At 46.2% G+C, this 20,732-nt stretch carries 21 protein-coding genes and 1 pseudogene; 11 read left to right on the forward strand and 11 right to left on the reverse strand.

Annotated features, from left to right (window positions below):
- Positions 1 to 21: 21 nt before the first annotated feature.
- The 6 genes from rplV to rplC form a co-directional block, all read right to left on the reverse strand.
- On the reverse strand, positions 22 to 381 hold the full coding sequence (gene rplV, locus QUA77_RS17380) for a 50S ribosomal protein L22 (RefSeq protein ID WP_006634996.1): 360 nt from the start codon (positions 379 to 381) through the stop codon (positions 22 to 24).
- A 97-nt stretch (positions 382 to 478) separates the two neighbouring features.
- The gene (rpsS, locus tag QUA77_RS17385) at positions 479 to 760 is read right to left on the reverse strand and encodes a 30S ribosomal protein S19 (RefSeq protein ID WP_006634997.1); all 282 of its coding nucleotides are present in this window, start codon (positions 758 to 760) and stop codon (positions 479 to 481) included.
- Positions 761 to 873: 113 nt separating this feature from the next.
- Positions 874 to 1,737: a 50S ribosomal protein L2 gene (gene rplB, locus QUA77_RS17390; RefSeq protein ID WP_333039612.1), complete on the reverse strand. Its 864-nt coding sequence runs from the start codon at positions 1,735 to 1,737 to the stop codon at positions 874 to 876.
- A 158-nt stretch (positions 1,738 to 1,895) separates the two neighbouring features.
- Positions 1,896 to 2,204, reverse strand: coding sequence for a 50S ribosomal protein L23 (locus QUA77_RS17395; protein ID WP_006634999.1), 309 nt, complete (start codon positions 2,202 to 2,204; stop codon positions 1,896 to 1,898).
- The gene (gene rplD / locus QUA77_RS17400; RefSeq protein ID WP_190657994.1) at positions 2,197 to 2,829 is read right to left on the reverse strand and encodes a 50S ribosomal protein L4; all 633 of its coding nucleotides are present in this window, start codon (positions 2,827 to 2,829) and stop codon (positions 2,197 to 2,199) included. The genes QUA77_RS17395 and rplD overlap by 8 nt, the downstream gene beginning before the upstream one ends.
- Before the next feature lie 190 nt (positions 2,830 to 3,019).
- On the reverse strand, positions 3,020 to 3,655 hold the full coding sequence (rplC, locus tag QUA77_RS17405) for a 50S ribosomal protein L3 (RefSeq protein ID WP_333039608.1): 636 nt from the start codon (positions 3,653 to 3,655) through the stop codon (positions 3,020 to 3,022).
- A gap of 431 nt (positions 3,656 to 4,086) precedes the next feature.
- Here rplC and QUA77_RS17410 point away from each other — a divergent pair, with 431 nt between their 5' ends.
- The 3 genes from QUA77_RS17410 to QUA77_RS17420 all read left to right on the forward strand — a co-directional run bounded on the left by QUA77_RS17410 (position 4,087) and on the right by QUA77_RS17420 (position 5,845).
- A complete protein-coding gene (locus QUA77_RS17410) occupies positions 4,087 to 4,563 on the forward strand; it encodes an NAD(P)H-quinone oxidoreductase subunit N (protein WP_333059805.1) in 477 nt (158 codons plus the stop codon).
- A 118-nt stretch (positions 4,564 to 4,681) separates the two neighbouring features.
- Positions 4,682 to 5,287: a VWA domain-containing protein gene (locus QUA77_RS17415; protein WP_333039604.1), complete on the forward strand. Its 606-nt coding sequence runs from the start codon at positions 4,682 to 4,684 to the stop codon at positions 5,285 to 5,287.
- Between the two features lie 72 nt (positions 5,288 to 5,359).
- On the forward strand, positions 5,360 to 5,845 hold the full coding sequence (locus QUA77_RS17420; protein WP_333451438.1) for a salt stress protein, Slr1339 family: 486 nt from the start codon (positions 5,360 to 5,362) through the stop codon (positions 5,843 to 5,845).
- A 241-nt stretch (positions 5,846 to 6,086) separates the two neighbouring features.
- On the opposite strand, the gene QUA77_RS17425 is transcribed toward QUA77_RS17420, so the two are convergent.
- The 4 genes from QUA77_RS17425 to QUA77_RS17440 all read right to left on the reverse strand — a co-directional run bounded on the left by QUA77_RS17425 (position 6,087) and on the right by QUA77_RS17440 (position 12,445).
- Positions 6,087 to 6,626: a dCMP deaminase family protein gene (locus QUA77_RS17425; RefSeq protein ID WP_333039601.1), complete on the reverse strand. Its 540-nt coding sequence runs from the start codon at positions 6,624 to 6,626 to the stop codon at positions 6,087 to 6,089.
- Positions 6,623 to 8,152, reverse strand: coding sequence for a thymidylate synthase (locus QUA77_RS17430; RefSeq protein ID WP_333039599.1), 1,530 nt, complete (start codon positions 8,150 to 8,152; stop codon positions 6,623 to 6,625). The genes QUA77_RS17425 and QUA77_RS17430 overlap by 4 nt, the downstream gene beginning before the upstream one ends.
- 98 nt (positions 8,153 to 8,250) lie before the next feature.
- Positions 8,251 to 9,582: a response regulator gene (locus QUA77_RS17435; protein WP_333039597.1), complete on the reverse strand. Its 1,332-nt coding sequence runs from the start codon at positions 9,580 to 9,582 to the stop codon at positions 8,251 to 8,253.
- Positions 9,575 to 12,445 carry an ATP-binding protein gene (locus QUA77_RS17440; protein WP_333451441.1) on the reverse strand — a complete coding sequence of 957 codons (2,871 nt, stop codon included), beginning with the start codon at positions 12,443 to 12,445 and terminating at the stop codon, positions 9,575 to 9,577. The genes QUA77_RS17435 and QUA77_RS17440 overlap by 8 nt, the downstream gene beginning before the upstream one ends.
- A 217-nt stretch (positions 12,446 to 12,662) precedes the next feature.
- Between QUA77_RS17440 and QUA77_RS17445 the strand changes: the two genes are divergently transcribed.
- From QUA77_RS17445 to dtd, 4 genes are all read left to right on the forward strand, one after another.
- Positions 12,663 to 12,833 (forward strand): hypothetical protein, encoded by a 171-nt coding sequence (locus QUA77_RS17445; protein ID WP_333451443.1) that lies wholly within the window; start codon positions 12,663 to 12,665, stop codon positions 12,831 to 12,833.
- A 342-nt stretch (positions 12,834 to 13,175) separates the two neighbouring features.
- On the forward strand, positions 13,176 to 13,355 hold the full coding sequence (locus QUA77_RS29350) for a transposase (RefSeq protein ID WP_445242227.1): 180 nt from the start codon (positions 13,176 to 13,178) through the stop codon (positions 13,353 to 13,355).
- Between the two features lie 943 nt (positions 13,356 to 14,298).
- Entirely contained in the window at positions 14,299 to 15,429 is a 1,131-nt protein-coding gene (locus QUA77_RS17455) for a GTP-binding protein (RefSeq protein ID WP_333039591.1), read from the forward strand.
- Between the two features lie 879 nt (positions 15,430 to 16,308).
- On the forward strand, positions 16,309 to 16,764 hold the full coding sequence (gene dtd, locus QUA77_RS17460) for a D-aminoacyl-tRNA deacylase (RefSeq protein WP_333039589.1): 456 nt from the start codon (positions 16,309 to 16,311) through the stop codon (positions 16,762 to 16,764).
- 107 nt (positions 16,765 to 16,871) lie between these two features.
- Here the strand turns inward: dtd and QUA77_RS17465 are convergent, their stop codons facing one another.
- Positions 16,872 to 17,240 carry a hypothetical protein gene (locus QUA77_RS17465; protein WP_333039588.1) on the reverse strand — a complete coding sequence of 123 codons (369 nt, stop codon included), beginning with the start codon at positions 17,238 to 17,240 and terminating at the stop codon, positions 16,872 to 16,874.
- A gap of 43 nt (positions 17,241 to 17,283) precedes the next feature.
- On the opposite strand from QUA77_RS17465, the gene QUA77_RS17470 reads away from it, so the two are divergent.
- The 4 genes and pseudogenes from QUA77_RS17470 to QUA77_RS17480 all read left to right on the forward strand — a co-directional run bounded on the left by QUA77_RS17470 (position 17,284) and on the right by QUA77_RS17480 (position 20,722).
- Positions 17,284 to 18,522, forward strand: a complete 1,239-nt coding sequence (locus tag QUA77_RS17470) for a HetZ-related protein (protein WP_333451446.1) — start codon at positions 17,284 to 17,286, stop codon at positions 18,520 to 18,522.
- A gap of 542 nt (positions 18,523 to 19,064) precedes the next feature.
- A complete protein-coding gene (locus tag QUA77_RS17475; RefSeq protein ID WP_333039584.1) occupies positions 19,065 to 19,976 on the forward strand; it encodes a DUF2382 domain-containing protein in 912 nt (303 codons plus the stop codon).
- A 248-nt stretch (positions 19,977 to 20,224) separates the two neighbouring features.
- Positions 20,225 to 20,293, forward strand: a pseudogene (locus QUA77_RS29355) (hypothetical protein); the annotation flags it as partial.
- Between the two features lie 99 nt (positions 20,294 to 20,392).
- Entirely contained in the window at positions 20,393 to 20,722 is a 330-nt protein-coding gene (locus QUA77_RS17480) for a hypothetical protein (RefSeq protein ID WP_333451448.1), read from the forward strand.
- Positions 20,723 to 20,732: the final 10 nt, after the last annotated feature.

Consider the following 20,732-nt stretch of genomic DNA (forward strand, 5'->3'; position numbering starts at 1 on the left):
CCTATTACGTTTTTCCCTGGTTTAGTTTTCTACGAGCGGAGCTACTACTACGGTAATGTGACAGGTTGGCTTGCGGATTTGGTAGGCGCGACCTTGAGCGCGGGGTCTAAAGCGTTTGAGGACTGGGCCTTGGTCTGCGTATGCTTGAGAAACTACCAGCTTGGATTTATCCAATCCTGCGTTGTGTTCGGCGTTGGCTACTGCCGATCGCAAAACTTTGACGATTGGTTCGCAGGCGCGGTAGGGCATGAATTCGAGTAAAATCAGCGCTTCTTGGTAGCTTTTGCCGCGAATTTGGTCGAGGACTCGGCGCACTTTGAAGGGGGATGTCCGGATGTAACGGGCGATCGCCTTAATTTCGGATGTGGTATCTATAACCATTTCGATTTGGGTAATTGGTAATTGGTAATTGGGAAAAAGGTAATTGGTAATTGGGAAAAAGTTGATCCGACTACCTATTACCTGTCACCTAATTCGGCTATCTTTTTGCCTTTTTATCACCACTTTTCGCGTGACCTCTAAAGGTGCGAGTGGGGGAAAATTCTCCGAGTTTGTGACCTACCATTTGGTCGGTGAGGTAGACTGGTACGTGCTGTCTGCCGTTGTGAACGGCGATCGTGTGACCTACCATTTGGGGCAGGATTGTGGAAGATCGCGACCAAGTTTTAATTACTTGTTTTTGGCCGGCGGCGTTGAGTTTTTCGATTTTTGTCATCAGAGCATCTGCGACAAAGGGGCCTTTTTTTAGCGATCGAGACATGATTTTTTTAGTAATTCAGGAGTCATTAGGCATGATTCAGCAGTCATTGGTCATCAGTCCTCAGTCATTAGTTAGCAGTTAATAACTAAGCACTGAAGACTGCTGACTGATGACTAGCTTTGTCTACCGCCCTTACCGCGCTTGGAAGATTTGCGGCGGCGGCGGACGATTAAAGCGTCGCTGCGCTTGTTTTTGCGTCGAGTTTTTGCACCCAATGCTGGTTTACCCCAAGGAGTGACAGGCCCCGGACGTCCGATGGGAGCTCTGCCTTCGCCACCGCCGTGCGGGTGGTCTACCGGGTTCATGACACTACCGCGAACGGTGGGTCTGCGACCTTTCCAGCGGGTGCGACCTGCTTTGCCGAGGCTGATGTTTCTGGCGTCTGTGTTGCCGACTTGACCGATAGTGGCATAGCAGTCGGCGCGGACTTTGCGCTGTTCGCCGGATGGCAGTTTGAGGGTAACGTAGCTACCTTCTTTTGCCATTAGCTGAGCGCTGGAGCCGGCGGAGCGAACGATTTGTCCGCCTTTTCCAGGTACTAGCTCGACGTTGTGGATGCTGGTACCGAGGGGAATGTTCTTCAGGGGGAGGGCGTTACCGATCTCGATCGGCGCGTCTGGACCTGAGACAATTACTGTACCGACGTTTAAGTTAAGCGGGTGCAGGATGTACCGTTTTTCGCCGTCTTTGTAGAACAGGAGGGCGATGCGGGCGTTGCGATTGGGGTCATATTCGATCGCCTTGACAGTAGCGGGAATGCTGTGTTTGTCGCGGCGGAAGTCGATGTCTCTATAAAGCCGTTTGTGACCGCCTCCCCGGTGGCGACAGGTGATGACGCCTCGGTTGTTGCGGCCTTGTTTGGTGTGCTTATTACTGGTTAGAGACTTTTCTGGTTCTGATTTGGTAATTTCAGCAAAGTCCGAGACGGTTTGTTCTCGGGTGCTGGACGTATAAGGTCGGTAAGAACGGATGCCCATAATCGATTTTAGATTTTAGATTTTAGATTTGGGATGCAAGGACTTGGCGGTTTTGGATTTTAGATTTGGGATTATCAGTTAACTTGGTAACTTTCTGGGTTTGGTATTTTCACCAGTTAACCGCAATCTAAAATCTAAAATCTAAAATCCAAAATTGGCTAAACTTCTGGGAATAAAAGTTTGCGGATCGAGTCTCCGTCGGTCAGAGTTACGGTTGCTCGCTTGTAACAAGGTTTAAAGCCGACGAATTTGCCAACTCGACGCTTTTTGCGCGGCGGGTTTTGGGTGTTGACGCCGATGACTTTGACCTTAAATAGTTCTTCGATTGCAGCTTTGATTTGAGGCTTGGTCGCTTTGGGGGCTACGTCGAATGTGAATTGATTTAATTCCATCATTCGGGTAGCTTTCTCGGTGAGAATCGGACGCTGGATCAAATCTGCGTAGTCGCGGGGGTCGATTTTACTCACCGTAAATCTCCTGAATTTTAGCTATGGCTGTAGATGTGACGATAATTTTGTCAGCCGCGAGAACGTCGTAAACATTCAGGGAGGTTGCCAAGATGACGTTTACTAATTCGATGTTGCGTCCTGATAAGTAGACGTTTGGTTGCGGTTCTGGCAAGATTAACAGAACTTTTGTATCGGGTTCAATACCCCAGCGGGCGATCGCACTCAGCAATTCTTTGCTTTTCGGTCTCGGAAATTGCTCTGCAAATTCTTCAACCACAATGATGTCTTCGGTGCGACTTTGGAATGCTGTCCGCAAAGCGAGACGGCGTTCCTTTTTGTTCATTTTGACTTCAAAGTCTCTCGGTTTTGGCCCGAAGATGACACCGCCGCCCCGCCACAGCGGAGAACGGATAGAACCTGCTCTGGCTCGACCCGTGCCTTTTTGACGCCAGGGTTTGCGGCCACCGCCTCTGACTTCCGATCGAGTTTTGGTGCAAGCATTTCCTTGACGGGCGTTATTCAGTTGCCGCGTCAATGCTCTGTGAACGATGTGAGACGCATTTTCTTCTTTGGCTACGCGCAGTTCTAAAGTTGTTTCCCCAACTTCTTCGCCTTGCCAATTTCGCACTACACAATTAACCATATCTTTTGTCCTTTGTCTGTTGTTAGTTGTCTGTTGTTAGTTGTCTGTCGTCTGTTGTCTGTCGTCTGTTGTCTGTTCTCAGGTCTTAGTTTTCAGCTCTTAGTTTTCAGCTTTTAGTTCTTAGTTATTGCTTGCTACTAACGGCCAACCACTATCTACTGACTGCTGACTACTGACTAATGACTACTGACTAACGTCCTACTTTTTTCTCAGGCACAACATTGACTAAGGCGCCAGCTTTGCCGGGAACTGCTCCCTTAATTAGCAGCAAATTCTGCTCTGTATCCACCCGGACAATTGTTAGTTTGCGGACGGTGACTTGAACGTTGCCCATACGTCCCGCCATTCTTTTCCCAGGATAAACGCGACCGGGAGTAGTTCCAGGCCCGATCGATCCAGGCTCGCGGTGGTTCTTGGAACCGTGAGACATGGGGCCTCGTTTAAAGTTGTGGCGCTTTTGAAAACCTGCAAAACCTTTACCGATGCTGGTACCGATGACATCTACTATTTGTCCCGGTGTAAAAGTATCTGCTTTTAGTTGTTGACCTAATTCAAATGAACTGGTGTCTTCCAATCGGTATTCCTGCAAGTGGCGCAGTGGATTCGCCCCCGACTTGGCAAGGTGTCCTAGTTCTGGCTTGTTGAGAGCCTTTGGTTTGACTTCGTTGTATCCAACTTGAACGGCACCGTAGCCGTCAGTTTGTTTTGTTTTGATTTGAGTTACTGTACAAGGCCCTGCTTGTATGACGGTGACGGGGATGGCTCTCCCTTCGGCGTCAAACACTTGAGTCATGCCTAGTTTAGTGCCAAGAATGCCTACAGACACGGATTTTCTTCCTTTTATTTACGCAAGAGGTTTCGGATTGCGAAATTTACGTCAATCCGCTTGCTCTTGTGCAGAAACATTTATTTCAGTGTTCCTGCAATTAACTGTTATCAACCAACAGCCTTCCTCGGTGTTTAAAATTTGAGTTTTAAATTTGGGAGCGAGCTTGTGGAAGTCTTGCAAGGGTTGAGATTCGCGGCTTTTTACCGACTCTATCTCCGAGTTTTGTCTCGGTCTTGCTTGTTTGTGCCAGGACTTGAGCAGCAAACCACTCAGTATCCTTTACGGCGACAATTCACAATAGTACATGAAGTGTTTGCCGTTTGTCAAGGGCGCGATGATAATTTTTCGCCTCAACTTTAGGATTTATAATATTTCCAGCTCGCAAGCAGCGATCGACCAAATTTTGATACAGCAGGAAACACAAATTTATGGGACTGATTACGACGGGATCTGATCTGATTCGGGATTTGGAAAAGTCGGGGTCGCTGGCCCTGTACGTTCCTTTAGAGGGAGGATTTGAGGGGCGCTACCTCCGCCGGCTGAGGGCAGCGGGCTACGGTGGGTACACGATTTCGGCGCGGGGTTTGGGCGATTTGGCGATGTATTTAACGGGGGTTCACGGGGTACGACCGCCGCATTTGGGCAAGAAAACTACTGGCAACGAAGGGGCGGTTGGTTATACATACTACGTGCCGCCGATGTTGAAAACTCAATTAGACAATTTGCCACCGAAAGCAAAAGGATTGGTGCTGTGGATTATTGAAGGGCAAATTTTGTCGAGTCAGGAGATTGAGTATTTGACTGTTTTGCCGACGTTAGAACCACGAGTTAAAATAGCAGTGGAGATGGGGGGCGATCGAGCTTTTAGCTGGAAGCCACTTAAAGATGCTTTAGTTGCAGCTTAAATTCTGCTATTTTAGATCGCAAATCTACTAAAAAAACCAGCGAGCAACTAAAGCTCAACAGCTTCTGCTCGCTGGTTTTGATATTTTGGGGAAAAACTTAATTAACAGGAAAAATCTTATGCTTCAGAACCGCGATTATACCATCATTATTGACAAAAGCGGCAGTATGTACACAAAAGACCAGATGGGCGGTAAAAGTCGGTGGGCGCTCATGCAAGAATCGACGATCGCATTGGCGAATAAATGCGAAGAACTTGATCCTGATGGCATAACAGTTTATGTGTTTTCCGGTCGCTTCAAGCGCTACGACAACGTAACATCAGCTAAAGTAGTGCAAATTTTCCAAGAAAACGAACCTTCGGGAACTACGAATTTAGCTGCTGTTCTGCAAGACGCTCTGAACAGTTATTTTCAGCGCAAAGCATCCGGTAAGACCAAGCTAAATGGGGAAACAATATTAGTGGTGACGGACGGGGAACCGGACGATCGCAAAGAAGTGATGAAAACGATTATAGAGGCTTCCCGGAAGCTCGATCGAGATGAAGAGTTGGCGATTTCTTTCATTCAAGTAGGGAATGCGCCGGAAGCTACTAAGTTTCTCAAGATATTGGATGACGAACTGCAAAGCGCCGGGGCTAAATTCGATATCGTTGATACTGTCACGATGGATGATATTGAAGGAATGACCCTGACAGAGGTATTGCTGAATGCAATAACTGATTAAGGAGGCGGGCGAAGTTTCCGTGATTATATTGGGGCCAGTTAGCCCAGCAGCATTTTTTAGGGGGTTTAAGTTATGGAATCGATCGAGCGCCTGTTAGGTGAACTGAAGGCAGAGTATCAAGCATCTCAGAAAATTGCTGAGTTGAAAAGTCAGGCGCCGGCGCAAGCACAAACGCCGTCAAATGCAACATTTAAAACATCAGATATAAATTTGTATGCTAGTCCTTTGGATAAGGATTTAGCTCAAATTAAGGCTGAGTACGAATCGCAAAATAAAGCTCAGGAAGTCGCTTCACTGCAACCGCTTAAGGCTGAGCACGAAACGCAAAATAAAGCTCAGGAAGTCGCTTCACTGCAACCGCAACCCGCAGAAAAAGTCGCGGAACCACAGTTGGACGTACAAACGCACAGACAGAAAGTTAGGCAAGCTCAGGTTTGGCTGAAAAAGTTGGATAAAAATTCCGATGAGGGATATTGGTTCGATCAGTTTGCTTTTAAGTATTCTTCGAGGATAGATGCGGCGATAGACTATTTGCAAGCAGTGAATGAGTTTGATTGATTGAACTACACGGTATTCACGATTTTTAATGCCGTTTTTTGGTTGATTGCCATCTCTATTTGTTGTAAGGACACGGCAGTGCTGTGTCTTTACAAAGCGTAAAATACAGATCATTTGTATTACGCGGGATTTAGGACATGGCAGTGCCGTATCCCTGTAAATTGCCAGAAAATAAAAATCATTTATAGGAACACAGCACAGTTATTTCCTGTGGCTGCCACAACCACGGGGAGGATTGCTCCTATACTAAATTTTTGGACACAGATGTAGGATGCAATAAAAACAAAGCCGCCTTTTTTGCTGTATCTTCAGATAGCTGAATTTGTTTTAACTCAACAATACCTTCACTGATAAAAGTATCTCTCAAAGCAGCTTTTTCTCCGCTGTTAAAAGTCGTTTCGTAAAACACTTCTCTAATTCCAGCCGCAATAACTAATTTCAAACAATAGATGCAGGGTTCTAAAGTGACGTAAATACTAGCCCCAGCAGTAGATATACCGTGTTTAGCAGCTTTGGCGATCGCATTTGCTTCCGCGTGAACCGCCCTTGAGGGCAAAGTTTTGCTGGCGTCGCAACTACTCAAACCAGGATAGCAGAAGCCTTGAGTAGTACAGTGTGCCGAACCTGACGGCGAACCGTTGTAACCCGTTGCTAAAACTTGCCTGTTTTTAGTTATCACCGCGCCTACAGGAAAAGCCAGACAAGTCGATCGAGTAGCGGCCAATTTTGCTAACATTAAGAAGTATTCGTCCCAATTCGGTCTTTCTTCTTCTAGATTCATTTTCTATCCTGAATGTATTGGTTGCTGGTTTTCAGACACTCGGCCGCCTTTTGCAATTCTATTCCCAAATAACCAATATGCTCGGGTTGGATGGCAGGGGAAGCCGCACAAATTTCTCGCACTAACTTGAGAGGGTTTTTTCCAGAATAACAGGTGACAACTTCGCCGCTGCCCGGGGTGGTTTGCGTGACAACTATTTGATTGTCGGCTACTTCAACTAAAAAATTGCCTGCTGCATCGAAAAAGTCTCGATCTTCGCAGATTTTAGCATATTGGGTTTGAATGAGTCGATCGGCATTTTCAAAGGTATCGTCATACAAGTGAGCAGATTGACTCAGCGTTACCAACGGGCCCATCGTCAAATTATAATCGGAACGCCTCGCAATTTCATCTCGAATGTGCTGCTGCAAAGCCCGCAAACCCATTGCATTTGCCGGCCAAGCCGCAAACATATCGTTACTGCGGAGAGTTGCGGTTAGCGATATTTCACCGTCCACAACTCGCACCCAAATGTGATTTAAACAAGGACTGCCACTGTGCTGGTGGTCGGATGAACCGTCAGGTCTTCTGTTAACATTTCCGCCCGCATCCCACAGACTAATTACAGCACTTGCTGCGTCAATTTCCTTAATTAGTTTGGCAATAACTTCTTCAATTTGATCTCGTCCAAACCATGACCGCATCCGCTGTGCGTAGGTATATTTAATGCCTTCGCTATATGGGGCATCTTCCAGCATTTGCGGTTTGTACTGTTCGAGGAAATCACGGTCTATTGGTAAGTAATTCGGTTCGGGAAAATAGAACTCCGCAGGTTCATCTGTAATCACTGCCATTAAGTCGATTAATTCTTGCCACTGTCCGTCGTAACCAGTCGGCCGTAAGGTGCCGGTGGTCTTAATTCGGTGGATGATTTTTACCCATGTTTCGGCGATAGTTTTGCCTTCGATTCTGTGTCCGTATTTCTGGCCGGGAAGTACAGTCGGGACGATTTCAACTAATGGAAAAGTTACGGTTTCTCCCCAAGGTTCAACCACTGCTTTTTCGGAAAAAAACTTTACAAAAGTTACTGTTTCTGCTATATTTATTGCTTCTTTCCATTCGATTGAATGACGCAATAGTTCTAAGGCTTCTGCTGATATTTCAATATCAATGTAGCCAAATATTGAAGATTTAATTAACCAGCAATCTCTACCAGTATCGCTTTTGCCGACTTCAAAGCCGTTGCGAAAAAAGTCGATTAAGCACGCTGCTGCACCGGAGTTACGGTCTTCTTTGGTAGCGTTGAGAATTACTAAAAAGCGGACGTGGGGATTGCACAGCAAGTTTCTAATTAAGAAGTTGATGCCGCGAGTAGGAGAGTATAGTTGTCCGATGACAGCAAATTCGTTGGGTTGTAATTTTTTGCCGATCGCACTTTTTACTGTCCAGCCACTGACAATGGCTGTTTGCCCCGTTCCGCAAATTAATTGATTTGGCTTGTATAGGGGTTTGTACTCAAATTTATTGACGAGATTTGTGGCTGTCATGGTTTACCGTTTTTTGCACCGCGTACTACTATATCAATAGTTTGGATGGTTTGAAGGGGCACTATCAATCATCTTTATGCCACCGCTGCAAGGATTTGTTATGCTGCGTCAACGCAAATCTTTGCCTGAATGTCTTTTACCGCGATCGCCTTCAGCGGAATTGAAATCACAAACTCTGTACCTTCACCTAAAGTTGAGTTGACTTCTAAAGTTCCAGAGTGTTTCTGGACTACGATTTGATGAGCGATCGCCAATCCTAGGCCTGTTCCTTGCCCCACGCCTTTAGTGGTAAACAGATGCTCAAAGATTTTTGGCTTCACCGCATCCGTCATCCCAATCCCATTATCCTGAATTCGGATCACTACCTGAGATTCCGACAATTGGGTTTTGACAGTAATCTGGTTGGGTTTGGTTTTGATCTGAGCAAAACTGCGCCCTTGATTTGATTCCTCAAGGGCATCGATCGCATTTGCCAGCACATTCATAAATACCTGATTCAACTGTCCGGCAAAGCATTCTACCTCTGGCAGATCGCCATAGTCTGTGATGACTTGAATTTCCGGGCGACATTCGTTGGCTTTGAGGCGATGCTTGAGAATCAACAGCGTGCTGTCAATGCCGTCGTGGATATTGCAAGTAATTGGGAGTTCGCAATCCGAACGCGAGAAGGTTCTTAAACTGGTGCTGATTGTGCGAATGCGATCGACTCCTTCTTGCATCGAATCGATTAATTTGGGTAGATCCTCTTGTAAGTATTCCAAGTCTATTTCCTCCACGAATGCCTGAAGCGTGGTACTTGGATAAGGGAGTTCTTTTTGGTAGAGAGCGATCAGTTTAAAGAGGTCTTTAATATAGTCCTGAGCGGGATTCAGATTGCCCGCAATAAAGCCAAGTGGGTTATTAATCTCGTGCGCGACACCCGCCACTAAATTGCCCAAAGCAGACATCTTTTCGGTGTGGACTAAGTGACACTGAGACTGTTGCAGTTGTGTGAAGGCTGCTTCTAAATCAGCCGTTTGCTCAGCTACACGCTGTTCGAGATTTTTCGTTAACTGCCGTAGCTGCAAATGAGTTTTTACCCGTGCTAGCATCTCCTTTTCTTGAAAGGGTTTGGTGATGTAGTCCACAGCACCCAAGTCAAATCCTTTCTCCTTACTATCGGCATCGGAGACAGCGGTCATAAAAATGATCGGAATGCTGGCTGTCCTGGGATCTGCCTTCAGACGTTGGCAGGTTTCAAAGCCGTCAATTCCTGGCATTTGAACATCGAGCAAGATCAGATCGGGAGGATAAACTTGGACTCGCTTAAGAGCGCGATCGCCGTTGATTGCGGTTGCTACTTCATACCCCGCATCACTTAAGGTTTCACAAACCACTTCTAAGTTTGCAGGGGTATCATCCACCACCAGAATTAATTGAGGACTAGACATCGGCTTTTTTCTCTGTGAGGTGTTGTTGTAGCAACTCTTCAATTTCTTCGTCTTTAAATTGCTTGGCAAGCGGAAGAATTTGTGATGCAAAATCAGCGTAGCGAGGGTTAGAGTGAGCAAGATGCTCTGTGTGTTCTCGTAGCCGTTTTAAGTTGCCTTGCTGTGCCAGTTGTAGTAACGCCCTTAACTCTAAAGTCGAAGGAATCATCCCTTCAGGCTTATCTAATGCAGTCGTTAGAGTGGATGGCCCAGAGTCGTTTGAGGCTGTCATTTCATATTTCCACTTTAATTCCAAATGAGTGGCTAAGAGGTTAAATAATTCACTGACTTCCACTGGCTTGGCCAGGAAATCATTTCCCCCTGCATCTAAACTCATCTGTTGATAGGCTTGTGATACTGATGCAGAAGAGACAAGGATCTTCTGGTGTTGCAACTCATTTGCACTGCGAACCTGTTTGAGCAGTTCAAAGCCATCCATGACTGGCATTGCCAAGTCTGTAATCACTAAGTCAGGTTGAGACTGTCGTATTTTTTCCAATCCTTCTTGTCCATTTTCTGCCTCAGTAAGTTGGAATCCTAGTGGATATAACAAGTTGACGAGAACGGCTCGGTTTTCCCAACGATCGTCTACAACAAGAATGCTGCGTCGTTGTCCTTCGTAACCAATAATTTGTTTTCCAGTTGTGAGGGAGTTTTGCTCGGCCCAATCGGTGGCGATCGCCATTTCCACCTCAAAAAAGAACTCACTACCGACTCCGGGTTGGCTTTTAACTTGGATTTTTCCGTTCATAAGTTGGACAATCCTTTGGCTGATCGCGAGTCCTAAACCCGTACCCTCGACTTGGCGCTGGCGATCGCCCACTTGTTCAAAAGCCTGAAAAATTTTATCCAAATGATCGGGCGCAATTCCTACGCCCGTATCCTCAACTTGAAATTTGAAAGAGTGAGTGGACGGATTGGGATGATTCTCAACTACGGCAACCTTGAGCGTGACACAACCTTTGTCGGTGAATTTAATCGCATTTCCCACCAAGTTGAGTAACACCTGACGCAGCCGTTTTTCATCGGCAAAAATCCCTTCAGGCAACTGCGGATCGGGCTGGTAAACGAAGTTAATGCCTTTTTGGTCGGCACGAATGCCGCAGATTTCAGCGACACCTTGGAGGAATGAGGGAAAGTGAATCCCTTTAGGTGTGAGTTCTAATTTGCCGGCTTCAATTTTGGACAAGTCCAACACATCGTTAATCAGGGTCAGCAAATGAGAACCACACTGGTGAATGATTTCTACCCCATGACGTTCTTTAGCTGGCAATGCGCTGCTGCGGTTGAGGATTTGAGCATAGCCCAAAATACCGTTGAGAGGAGTGCGAAGTTCGTGGCTCATGTTGGCGAGAAATTCGCTTTTTGCTTTGTTGGCATTGTCTGCAGCTTCCTTTGCATACTTGAGTTCGGCGGTGCGTTTTTCAACTCGCTGTTCAAGCTGCTGGTTAGTTTGCTCTAGGGCGGTAAAGGAATCGCGCAATTGCTGCGCCATTCGGTTAAAGGATTGAGCAAGTACACCCAGTTCTTTAACGCCAGAGGTTTCGACGTTTTGGTCGAGTTTTCCTTCGGCGATCGCTTCCGATGCGTGACTGAGCAGCAAAATGGGTCGAGCAATCCAGCGCGAGGTGTAGATACCCAAAACGGTTGCCAGTCCTAATGCGCCTAAACACAGCCAAATCGTGTTGACTGTATTGGCATTAATTCGTCCCATGAAATCTGATTCCGGCATGGCGACGACTACGAGCCAGTCCAATCCCCATTCGTCCTGCCAGGGAGTTACTTGAACAAACTCCCGCTCACCCTCGATCTCAAAGTCTACGCGCTGGATGGTTTGAATGGTTTTCAGATCGCCGAAGCGATCGCCGAGATACTTGGACGTGGCTTGAATTAGGGCGTCCTTACTCTCAAAGCCCCGCAGTCGCTGAGGTTTGCCGTTGGTCACTGAAAACACCGGCGCATCGCTAGAGCTGGCAACGATTAATCCGTTGCGCTCCAGAATGAATACCTTGCTGGATTGACTAACCTTAATTTCACGTAAAAAGTCACTAATTTGCGAAAGGCGTTGCTCGACCCCCACGCTGCCGATCAACTGACCATTCTTGTCATAGATGGGGCGACTCGTGGCGATCGACAAGGGGTAGTTATTAGTCTCCCATTGATAGATCTCGCTCCACCCTGGCTTGCCCGTCTCGACACCTTTGGCGTACCAGCCTTCTTTCTGGAACTGATACGCTTTGGTGATTTCAAACATTTTAGTTGGCTTGCTTTGGTCATTTGTAATGTAGTTGTACAAATCTGGATTGCCGTACCGCTTCGGTAGCACCAGGCTAATGTCAGGATTGCCGTGGTTCGGAATGGTTGACTCGCGGTAATATCCCGAGGCGATAAAGTCCCCCGTTTTAGACCCGTACAGGATATAGCCAACTTTGTAGGTTTTTACCTGCTTTGCAAAGAATTGAGCCAGACGATCGGCATCCTGTAAGTTCAGCAATCCCAGGTCAATTTGCTCGCCGTTGATTTGCGTCAAATAGCGGGTTGCAGCGGCATAGCTGTCGAGGTGCTGATCCACACGGTTACTCACCTCTGTTTGCAAGTTAGTCGCTAGCTCATTCACTGCTTTTTGTCCATTTCGCAGCGACAGATACCCTGTTAATCCTACGGCAGCGAAGATTTGCAGGATGAATGGAACAACCAGACCGGTTCGCAGGGGAACCTTACTAAAGCCTTTAGCAGCACCAATTGTGGACTTCGACAGCATAGCGTTCAGAACAGTAAAGATAGGGTACAGGCCTGAGAGTTCCCAAACTTGGTTTATAGGCACCAGATTTTATCTGCAATAAACAGGAAAAATATCGGCTTCGGTTGGACTTCTAAAAAAGCATTGCGGTTCAAGTTTTATAGCGTCAAATCCTGCACCACTTGGTAGCGGAAATCGACACCAACGCTAACAATTAATCTCCTACCTCCAACGACCAGTCGCATTAGCAAGTTGCGAGTCACTTTCTCTTTTTCACGGAGAGCAACAATGCCTGAGTTAGATGTGGCGTTGGTTGGTGGAGTGGCAGGGATGCTGTTATCACCTCGGATCTGTTAGCAGACTGTTGTATTTAGTAGATCGGGCGATCGTTCTGGCTCAAATTTCAAGGCGATCGCACACACTCCACCAAAAATATCTCAACCCCATTACAATCGAAGACTACCGCTTATAGAATCAACTTGACATCTTTTGGGCGAGGGGAGCATCTCATATTTGTAAAAACACTTCTTCTGGCTCCTTCTTCCTCTTTCCTCCTGTCTCCTGCCTCCAATGGCTCCTTATTTCTTCCTCTTTCCTCGCAGCCTCGCGCCTGACAGTCTGTAGCCTCCAAACTCCAATTTCTAGCTTGGCTGCAAAAGTGGGATGCTCCCGGGGCGATCGAGTAAAATTGACAAAAAGAGGTAAATTTAATCAGATTGGGGTTTAAAATGGGTTATTCCAGCGATGTCAGCGACAAAGAGTGGGAAATTATTGAGCCATTACTGTTCCAAAAGAAGAAAACCAAACCTCCGGTGTGGACTTGCGCGGCAAATCCTTTTCGGGGATATTTTATCAACTCAAGAACGGTTGTAATTGGTCAGACTTTCCCAGAGCTCTACCACAATATTCTACTGTCTTCTGGCATTACCCCAATTGGTGTGAGGACTGTGTACTTGATCTGATTATGACCGAGTTACATAGTAAGGTGCGCTAACAAGTCAAAAAAAACCGCTGTGGACAACCCTAATAATGATTGACTCACTCATGGGAGAAAAACACCCTTCTACGCTAGTGAGGAGTCTAAAGGGTTTTGTTTCTACAGATGCACCGTTTAGCATCAAAAGACATCTAGCTGTCGATATACTTGGCTTTCCCTTCTTTACCCACTGTACCAAAGCTAGCTTATCTGATGATCTGCAAGCTGATTGAAATTCTTTCCCAAAACATCGATTACTTCAAATCTAAACCTGCCGAACTTCCCAAAACTACCATATTGTTAGACAACGGGTACCACCCTGAGAAACGCAACTCTTGCCTTGGAGGAGATTTATCCTCAGATTATGGCTAAGATTAAATTTGAACTCGCAGCCGCGCCATCAAAAGCCGAAAAGTACGCTAAACGGCAATCTGAATTTGTACCCTCGGCGGCTAGATGGGGGAAGAGAACGTTCCAACGCTTGGGTGGAAAGATGCAAAAGCTGGCGTCAAAAACTTTGATGGCACACTCGCTCGTTCAAATGCCAAACTCAAGCTTTGCTTGATCAGACTGATGCTTAGAAGACTAGCCACTGCGTAAAAAGATCTCAAATGGGTTCTATAGATTAGCGGGATTTGCCGATGGCACTGAGCTTGAGTCTGTCCCAAATTTGTCGCTGCTGAGTTTACCGGGAAAACTGGTTGCAGGCAAACTGCCACAGGTACTCTGAACAAAAAAATTATAAAAAAAATAAAAAAGTACGATCGACCGCGTTAGCAATTGCCGATTATTAGCGGCGCACTTATTTTGCACTATCGGGCTGATTGCCGGTTGATGCGTAGATACCATGCCACCAAACCCAACATTTCTCCGAGAAACTGGGTTTACGAGGCCTTGTCCTAATTAAGATACAATAAGAACCACAAAGAAATTGCGATCGACATTATTTGACAGTCAAGCTATGCAATCTACAACTCAGTCCGAGACAGAACTGGCGATGGACGCTCCCAAACACGGATTGCCCGTTACAATCATTACAGGATTTCTCGGCAGCGGCAAAACAACCCTGCTCAACCACATCCTGACCAATCAGCAGGGTTTGAAAACAGCAGTTTTGGTAAATGAATTTGGCGAAATCGGCATCGACAACGAACTGATTGTCACCACCGACGACAACATGGTTGAGCTGAACAACGGCTGCATCTGCTGCACAATTAATGAAGATTTAGTTAATGCAGTTTACAAAGTTCTGGAACGTCAAGAAAATCTCGATTATCTGGTAGTCGAAACAACCGGACTCGCCGACCCGCTGCCAGTAGCGATGACTTTTTTAGGCACAGAACTGCGCGACCTAACTCGTCTCGATTCGATAGTGACAGTAGTAGACGCAGCTAACTACAGCTTAGATTTGTTCAACTCTCAAGCAGCTTACAGTCAAATAGCTTACGGCGATATAATTATCCTCAACAAAACAGATTTGGTTGAAGAAGCAGATTTAGATTTGTTAGAAGTTAAGATTCGCGATGTCAAAGAAGGTGCTCGAATTTTGCGAACAGTAAAATCGCAAGTTCCCCTGCCGCTAGTCCTCAGCGTCGGATTGTTTGAATCGGACAAATATTTCCAATCTGAAAAAACTGCTAGCAGTCACGACCATCACGACCATCACGACCATCACGACCATCACGACCATCACGACCATCACGACCATCACGACCACAGCCATCACGACCATCACGACCACAGCCATCACGACCACTCCGACCATTTAGAAAATGACGGATTTACCTCAATTTCTTTCCAAAGCGACAAGCCGTTTTCTCTGAGAAAATTTCAATATTTCTTAGACAAACAACTGCCAACAAATGTGTTTCGCGCGAAAGGGATTATGTGGTTTGAAGAAAGTCCGAAACGGCATATTTTTCACTTGAGCGGCAAGCGATTTACGATGGACGATGATGAGTGGAAAGGCGATCGCAAAAACCAGCTTGTTCTCATCGGTCAGGGTTTGGATACCGAGACTTTGCGATCGCAACTCGAAAACTGTCTTTGTATGCCTTCAACCAGTCGCGGTAAAGGTTTTGGGAAGAACTAACAGTAAAATATTCTTTTCACCTAAACCAAAGAGCGTCGCGGTCTAATTGTTTTCGCGATCGCGAACTGGAGATGGATGGGGACAATGAAGGGCGATCGCCCTCTAAGAAAAAGAGTGCCCTCCAAGAAAAAGAGCGCCCTCGAATAAAAAGAGCGATCGACCTATTTTATTGTTGCTAACAAAAACAGAGCCGCACACTTATACTGTCCGCCGATCTCAAAAGCACGATCGCCAGTGCTTTCAAAGGTGCAGAGTTGCGTTGGTTTTACGTAATCTCTGCACCTTTATGCTGTTCCCACCACCTCTCACCACTCCTACTTCCCACAAGCAGCGCAATAGTTGGCAAACTCAACGAGGTCTGGGAGTTTCCCGTGATAGTCTCACGTTCCTTGTTTTCGGCTAAGCTATTACAACAAGCTTGCAAGAAGACGGGCTATGAGCAATCGGCGGCTAAAAAGAATTCGTGATTGTATTTCGCTCTTTTTATTACGACTCAAAAGGAATTTTTGGTGTTTTTGGGTAAAAATTCAAGATGACATTTTTCTTTTTTTTGCTAATTGTTTGTTAGCCCTTCTCAAATTGATTGGTTACGCTGCCTTGTTTTTGGGTTTGATTTTAATGCTGGGTCATTTCTGTCTAGTTGACATACAAATTAGCCGTGCGCGCATAACCCTCCAATCTCAGTGTCCTGAACCAGTGATCGAGCCTAAGCCTGCCGTGTCATTTAAGACTCAGGCGGGTCAACTATAAACTTGCCTTTGAAGCCCCCACGCTTAATCTAAGATTTAGTGGTGAGTGGCTGACAATTTCATTTTCATCGCGACACGGCGATGGCGCTGCTGTTCAAATAATCCTAAGACGCTACCAAAAAGCAAGTCAATGCGAGTCATCATCCAGCGAGTAAAATCATCTCAAGTCGAAATAGAAGGTCAAATTGTCGGCAAAATTGGCCGCGGGCTTAACTTGCTTGTAGGTATTGCAGACACCGACACCGAAGAAGAACTCGATTGGATGGCTCGCAAATGCCTGGAACTGCGTTTGTTTCCCGACTCTGCCGGGGATACCGGGCGCTGGGACAAGTCCGTACAAGACATCGGCGGCGAGTTGCTGGTTGTGAGTCAGTTTACGCTCTACGGGGACTGCCGCAAAGGTCGGCGACCTTCCTTTGACAGAGCAGCGGCTCCTGGAAGAGCGGAAATTTTTTATGATAAATTTGTCGAAAAGTTGCGCCAGAGCGGCTTAAAAGTCGAAACAGGCTTGTTTGGAGCGATGATGCAAGTCTCGATCGAGAATGACGGGCCGGTGACTTTGGTATTAGAGAAAGAATCAGGGTGAATTGTTTGCCAACAAAGCTCTCTTTGCTTCTTTCTTATTCCTTCTTCCTTCTTGGATAAGATCAAATTTCCAGATTAACCGGGTTTCCGAATTACTGTGCCGTAGCTTCAGAATACATTGCAGTTAGCTACACTCTGCCGAGTCTCGATTCCACAATCTATAACGGTCAAAACCGCCTCAAATAGCCAGTTATTAGATTGTCCACTCAGCGGCCTGGCAGCACCCTCAATTTTCCTCGCGCTCGCCCACCCAAATAACAGCTCAGAATGCTTGTACAGTAAGGCTTTAACGGCAATAAAATCAATCTTCCACAGCCAGCGCTTAGAATCAGATTCAGCAGCCAAAAACTGTTGCATGAGAGAGTGGAACACTGGCATCACTGCGGTTATCTCTACTTCCGTAACATTCAATGTATAGAGAGTTGAATCAGCACAGCAAGCGAAACCGCCAGCAACTGCCACCTCACTCTCTGACAAATGTCCTCGCACACCCGCTGTGCCCTACCACCCGATAAACGCCATGACTCTCAAAACTGCCACCAACACCGTCAACTGCAACACCGCTTCTGACATCAACAGCATTCCGGCTGCATCCAGCGAACAAACCGCCGAAATCAATTCTCTTCCAAGCATCGATGTCCTCGCTTTGGCTAACTTCGCCCTCAAAGAATTGCAAGCGGAAATGAAAACTTCCAGCCGCAGCGCTCAAGCAGTGGCGATGCGGATTGCTAAGGAAGTCGAACGGATTTGCCAAAAAAGCGATCGCATCCAAATTTCCGGCGAAGTTGAAGCTTGGCAAATCACCTTGGCCGAGCATCGGTTGCAAAAAACCCTGCAATACTACCGCCTCGGTTCCAAACAAGGCCGCGTCGAACTGCATTCTCACCTCGCGGCTATGATTTACCGCCATGTTGCTTCTTTCCGCTCGAACTTGAACTTCCAAGCTCGCTACAACATGATTGAAGACTTTTTGCAAGGCTTTTACATCGAATCTCTGCGAGCTTTCCGCCGCGAACACCAACTCGATGTCACCTACCAGCCCCGCACGCAGCTAGAATTGGCTGAGTACATGGCTTTCACCGAACACTACGCGAAGCGCCAAATCGGTTTACCCGGCCGCAACCGCCAACGCCTGATCGTGTTGCGCGCTCAAGGATTTGCCAAGGGCCAACCTCCCGAAACTGCGATCGACATTGAAATGGCTGTAGAATCCGGCAAGGGAGAAGAAGCGGAAATGTACAGCCGCTCTCCGGCGCTGCAACAAGTGCGCGAGCAAATGGTATCGGAAACTGTCGATCCGGCTGATGCTGTGCTGCGCGATCGAGTAGTCTCGGAATTGATCGCCTATCTGGAATCGCAAAATCAGCCAGAATGCGTGAATTACTTAACTTTAAAATTGCAAGACCTTTCGGCTTCGGAAATTGACCGCGTGCTCGGTTTGTCTTCCCGCCAGCGCGACTACTTGCAACAGCGGTTTAAGTACCACGTCGAAAAATTTGCCCGCACTCAAAATTGGAAACTTGTCCACGAATGGCTGGGTGCTGATGTCGATCAAAAGCTGGGAATGACTTCGGAGAAATGGGAAGCATTTCGCGCTCAACTTGCGCCCGAAATGCAGCAACTGTTAGAAATGAAGCGGAATCAAGAAAGCGACAAGGCGATCGCCACGGCGCTCAAATGCACTCCCAAACAAGTCCAAAAACGCTGGGCGCAACTGTTGGAGCTGGCTAGCCAGACTCGCAACAGCAGCCAAGCTTAACTGGTACTCAAATATGAATGCAACTGTTTTCTTGAGACTGGAAAATGCGATCGGGTGCGGCACCTGCACAGGAATGCCCGCCCCGGCGTCCGCTCTCAAATCAACAAGGGCTGCTACTAAATTATCGCCGCTTTTTGGCCTATTCAATTTATTAAAACAACATTACTTTTTTTAATATCTTTCGTTCCCTGGTTAGGCAGGGGAATTTGTTTTTATTAGTCATTAGTCATTAGTTCTCAGTTATGGAAAATTGCTTGCTGAAGAGGCAGCATTGCATTGCATCATATATTTATAATGATATTTAAACATAGGGAGTAGCATAATCAAGGCAAAGTTGTTCAAAGTTCAAATTGTGAAACTTGAGGGGGGGAAGATGGATAAAAAATGACAATTCATCTATCCAGAGACAGAAAAAAAATCAAATAAATATCCTCATCGTACTATTCTGTTTCATTTAATACTTCATAAGAAGGAAGCATCAAATTTGAGTTATATCTAAAATGGGGGCATAAGTTGATGTAGATAGAAAGGGAAGGATTCCTATGTTACTTTACAAAATTGAAGATTTTAATCCCAACTACCGCGAAGCTGCTTTTAATGGCGAAGATATCAAAGGTCTGGATATCTATGCTGGAAATACAGATGAGAAGATTGGCTCCATCGATACCGCGCTAGTTGATGAGACAGGACGTTTCCGATATTTTGTTGTTGACACGGGTTTCTGGATATTTGGCAAGAAGGTATTAGTTCCAGTTGCTCTTTGTCGAGTGGATGTTGATGCAGAGCGCATCTACGCAACGGGTTTGAGCAGTCAAGACCAAGCAGAAAGACTACCCAGGTATGAGGATGGAATGGTGGTGGATTACGATTATGAAGAACAAGTTCGGGGTGTTTATCGTACTCTAACTGTAGAAGCGTCTGCACCTGTAGAAGCATCATTGCCTTTAGAAACCTCATTGCCTGTACAAGCATCTCCACCAGTTTCTATGCCGCGCTCTGTCTCTAACCAAGCTAGGGCTGCTGGTTATGATCGCAACACCTACACTTACGAACAAGAGCCTCAATTGTATCAGATGAACGAGCGCGAACATCACAAATTCCGACTCTACGAAGAACGACTGGTTGCAGAAAAAAGCCGTCACAAAACTGGCGAGGTAGCAATTGGCAAGCGAGTTGAAACCGAAACGGCACGGGTTTCAATTCCCACAGAAAAAGAGCGAGTGGTAATTGAGAGTATAACTCCAGAAAAGGCAGGTGCGCCAGTAACTCGGGATACTCCCTTCAAGCAGGAAAAGGTGATGCGTATGGAAGTTTACGAAGAAACTGCTGATATCAAAAAAGAAGCTTTCGTGCGCGAAGAAGTTAACATCAGGAAAGAAGTTGAAACGGAAATTGTTGAGGCAACGAAAACACTGCGTCGTGAAGAGTTGGACGTGAAGACGGAAGGGCGTTAGAGTGCGACTGAATTGAACAAGGGTTTGTAATTGCGCTGTCTTCGACCACATGAGGGTTGAAGCGCAAATACGAACCTAAAGGCTCACTAAGACTGCCCAAAAATCTGAGATTTCTCATGTCTAATTCCTGGTGTTGACCGTTAATTAAGCGCAGCACTTTTAGCTTTGTGGTTTAGCATCTATGCGACCAGTTTTTAGTAAAGCCTGAGCCAGTTGCAGCTCACCAAGCTCAGTAGCCATTTCCTGATGTTCCGCCTAATTACTGGGCGCGTCCATTTATTAAATCTTTAGCTAAAAAAGGTATTGTTACAGGATAAGTTGATAGAACATTTAGACCTAAACACGCTGTGGAACCGGACTAATTTGCGGCATAATCCGCCTAGCCTTTGAGCGATCAAAGATTAGGAACATACCCAATGCAAGTGCCTTTAATGATGTACTCAGGGCTATTGGGCAGAACCTCCATTCAAGAAGCCTATTATAAAGATGCCGACAAAATTCCTAAAGATGTGGTTGATGAAGTGGCAGCAGCGACAAAAGCAAATATCCCGGTCAACTATCAAGATCCCAGAGTTCTTAATCCAACCGAGTTGCTCAGTCGGGGGAGTGCTACGGCGCTAATTCATCAAGCTTTGGTTTATCAAGGTCCCATCGAACCACTGTTTAATAATGAGGAAGCTACGAAATACCTTCCTGCTAGTCCTGCTAAAAGGAATAATTTATTTTTAAAGCAGTATCAATCCTAAAAGCGATCGC

This window comes from Microcoleus sp. K5-D4, from assembly GCF_036704575.1.
GTDB lineage: Bacteria > Cyanobacteriota > Cyanobacteriia > Cyanobacteriales > Microcoleaceae > Microcoleus.